Consider the following 3,426-nt stretch of genomic DNA (forward strand, 5'->3'; position numbering starts at 1 on the left):
GACCTGCACGCCTCGCCCGCCCAGGTGGTGGTCGCGGGTTTAGCCGCCATACTCCGCCGGATTACCCGCACCCCCGACCTGGTGCTCTCGCTGGCGGTCAGCGCGCGGGTGACCCGCCGCCTGCGCAACGCCGCCGCCATGCTGGCCAACATGGTGCCGATCCGGTTCGCCGTCGACCCGCGCACCACCGTCGAGGAACTGGTCAGGTCGTCCGTGGCCGAGCTCGTCGCGGCCATGCGGCACCAGCTCTACCGGTTCGAGGATCTGCGACGCGAGGCGCACGCCGCGGACACGCCCGTGAACTCCTTCGGGCCGGTGGTGAACATCCTGTTCTTCGACGCCGAGATCCGGTTGGGCTCCGCCTACGGCCGCTACCACGCGCTCACCTCGGGCGCCCTCGACGACATCCAGCTCAACCTCTACCGTCCCGGCGCCGAGGCGCCGTTGCTGCTGGAACTGCACGGCAACCCGAACCTCTACGACCGCGACGAACTGGAAGCGCACACCGCCCGCTTCGTGGCTTTCCTCGCCCGGATGGTGGACGCGCCACCGCAGACCCCGGTCGCCGAGATCCCGCTCACCGGCCCGGACGAACGGCGGGGCGCCGGCGGCGAGCTGGCAGGCCGCGCCGGCGCACGCCCCGAGGCGACGCTGGTCGAGCTGCTCATGCGACAGGCCGCCGCCACCCCGGCCGCACCCGCCGTCCGCGCGGGCGCGACCACCCTGAACTACCGGGAACTGCACGAGAGATCCGGCCGGCTCGCCCGCGGGCTCGTCGCCCGTGGCGCCGGGCCGGAAACCCTCGTCGCCATCGGAATGTCCCGTGGCGCCGATCTGCTCGTGGCCACCCTCGCGGTGCTGAAGGCGGGAGCCGGGTACCTCCCGCTGGACACCGCCCATCCCGCCGACCGGCTCGCCCACATCCTCGACGACGCCGACCCGGTGCTGATCCTCACCGAAGAGGCCCTCCGGCGATCGATCCCGGCCGACGACCGGCGCGTGGTCCTGTTCGGCGAGCTGGCCGCCGAGACCGCCGAGCGGTCCGTCGAACCACTCACCGACGCCGAGCGGTCGCGGCCGCTGCGCCCGGACCATCTCGCCTACGTCATCTACACCTCCGGCTCGACGGGCCGCCCGAAGGGCGTGCCGATCACCCACCGGGCGGTGGCCACCCACCTGGTCAACGCCTGCGCCGAGCTCGGCGTGCGCGCGGGCGAGGTGTGGACGCTGTTCCACTCCTACGCCTTCGACTACTCGATCTGGGAGATCTTCGGCCCGCTGGTCACCGGCGGGTGCGTGGTGGTCGTGGACGCTTCCACCACCCGCTCGCCCGACGAGATGGTCCGGCTGGCCGCCCGCGAGCGGGTCACCGTCTTCAGCCAGACCCCGTCGGCCTTCCAGCAGTTCGCGGCCGCGCACGAACGCTACGCGAGCAGGGGCGAGCCCGACGGCGCGCTCGCGCTGCGCACCGTCGTGCTCTCCGGCGAGCGCCTCGATCCCGCGAGCCTGCTCCCGTGGCACGAGCGCCACCAGGACGGCCCGGTACTCGCCAATGTCTACGGCATCACCGAGACCACCGTCTTCGTCACCCACCTGCCGTTGACCTCGCGGCACATCGCCCCCGGCGCGCCGAGCGCCATCGGCCGCGCGCTGCCCGGCCTGCGCGCCCACGTGCTCGACGCACGGCTGCGGCCCGCCCCGTTGGGCGCGTGGGGCGAGCTCTACGTCTCCGGCGACCAGCTCGCGCGCGGCTATCTCGGCAAGCCGGGGCTGACCGCCACCCGTTTCGTCGCCGACCCGTTCGGCGCCCCCGGCAGCAGGCTCTACCGCAGCGGCGACATCGCCCGCCGCGACCACCGCGGCGAACTCGAGTACCGTGGCCGCGCCGACCAGCAGGTCCAGCTGCGCGGCTTCCGTATCGAGCTCGACGAGATCCGCAACGCCCTGCTCACCCACGAGTCGGTGCGCAGCGCGGTGGTCACCGTGCACCGGCCCGGCGCCGACACCGCCCGGCTGGTCGGCTACGTGGTGCCGGCGGGCGCGGCCGACCCCGAGGCCCTGCGCGCCCATCTGGCGACGCAGCTGCCGGAATACATGGTGCCCGCGAACATCGTGCCGCTGCCGGAGCTGCCGCTGACCGTCAACGGCAAGATCGACCACCGCGCCCTGCCCGAACCGGTGCCCGACGCGGCGGACGCCTATGTGGCGCCGGGCACCGCGGTGGAGGAGACCGTCGCCGACGTCTTCGCCGAGGTGCTCGGCCTCGAGCGGGTCGGCGTGCTGGACAACTTCTTCGAACTCGGCGGCAACTCGCTCACCGCCACCGGCGCCGCCGTGCGCATCGCCGAACTGACCGGTTGCGAGGTGTCGGTGCGCGAGCTGTTCGCCGCCCCGACGGTGGCCGAACTCGCCGCCCGGCTCGCCGAGGGAAACCGTCCGAGCAGGCTCGCCCTGCGCGCCCGCCCGCACCCCGATCCGGTGCCGCTCGCCCCGGCGCAGAATCGCATGTGGCTGCTCAACCAGCTCGATCCCGGCTCCTCCGCCTACAACATCCCGCTGCTGGTCGAGCTGACCGGCAGGTTCGACCTCGCCGCCCTGCGCGCGGCCCTCACCGACGTCCTCGACCGCCATGCCGCGCTGCGCACCGTGTACCCCGCCGTCGACGGCGCGGGCACCCAGGTGGTGCTGCCCACCGAGGAGGTCCTCGCCGGTCTCGACCTGTCCCCGGAGACGGCAGACCCGGCCGACTTCGGCAGGCACATCGACGAACTGGCGAACCGCGGTTTCGATGTCACCGCCCGGCCGCCGGTGCGGACCGCGCTGCTGGCCACCGCCGACCGCGGCAGGCACGTGCTCGTCGTGATCCTGCACCACATCTGCTGCGACGGCTGGTCGCTGGGACCGCTGGCCACCGATCTCGGCGGCGCCTACGAGGCGCGCGCGAAGGGCAAGAGCCCCGACTGGCAGCCGCTGCGCGTCGACTACGCCGACTACACCCTCTGGCATCGCGAACTGCTCGGCGAGGACAACGACCCCGGCTCCCTGGCCGCCGCCCAGCTCGCCCACTGGCGCGCGCATCTGGCGGGCGACCCGCCGCCGCTCGAACTCCCCGGCCGCGCCCGCCCCGCCCGCCGATCCGCGCGCGGCGACCGCCTGGACAGCGCCGTGCCTGCCGAGGTGGCCGCGGGCGTCGAACGCCTCGCCAGGCAGGCGAATGTCACCAGCTTCATGGTGCTGCACGCAGCGCTGGCGGTGCTGCTGGCCCGGCTCTCCGGCTCCTCGGACATCGTCGTCGGAGCCCCCGTCGCCGGACGTAGCGGGCGCGCCCGCGCCCCCCGGGGGGGGCTGTTTGTGAAAACCCAACCCCCGCGCCCCCCCGGGGGGCCCCCGGGGGGCCGAAACCCGGTTCAGAGCCCGGGGGGGGGG

Annotated in this window: 1 protein-coding gene; it reads left to right on the top strand. The window is 74.1% G+C overall.

Translation table 11 applies throughout. The features are described from left to right. The coding region (locus QH283_RS10690; protein WP_280502864.1) for an amino acid adenylation domain-containing protein at positions 1-3,426 on the top strand (3,426 nt) is incomplete at both ends.

The organism is Nocardia farcinica (genome assembly GCF_029867845.1).
Classification (GTDB): Bacteria; Actinomycetota; Actinomycetes; order Mycobacteriales; family Mycobacteriaceae; genus Nocardia; species Nocardia farcinica_A.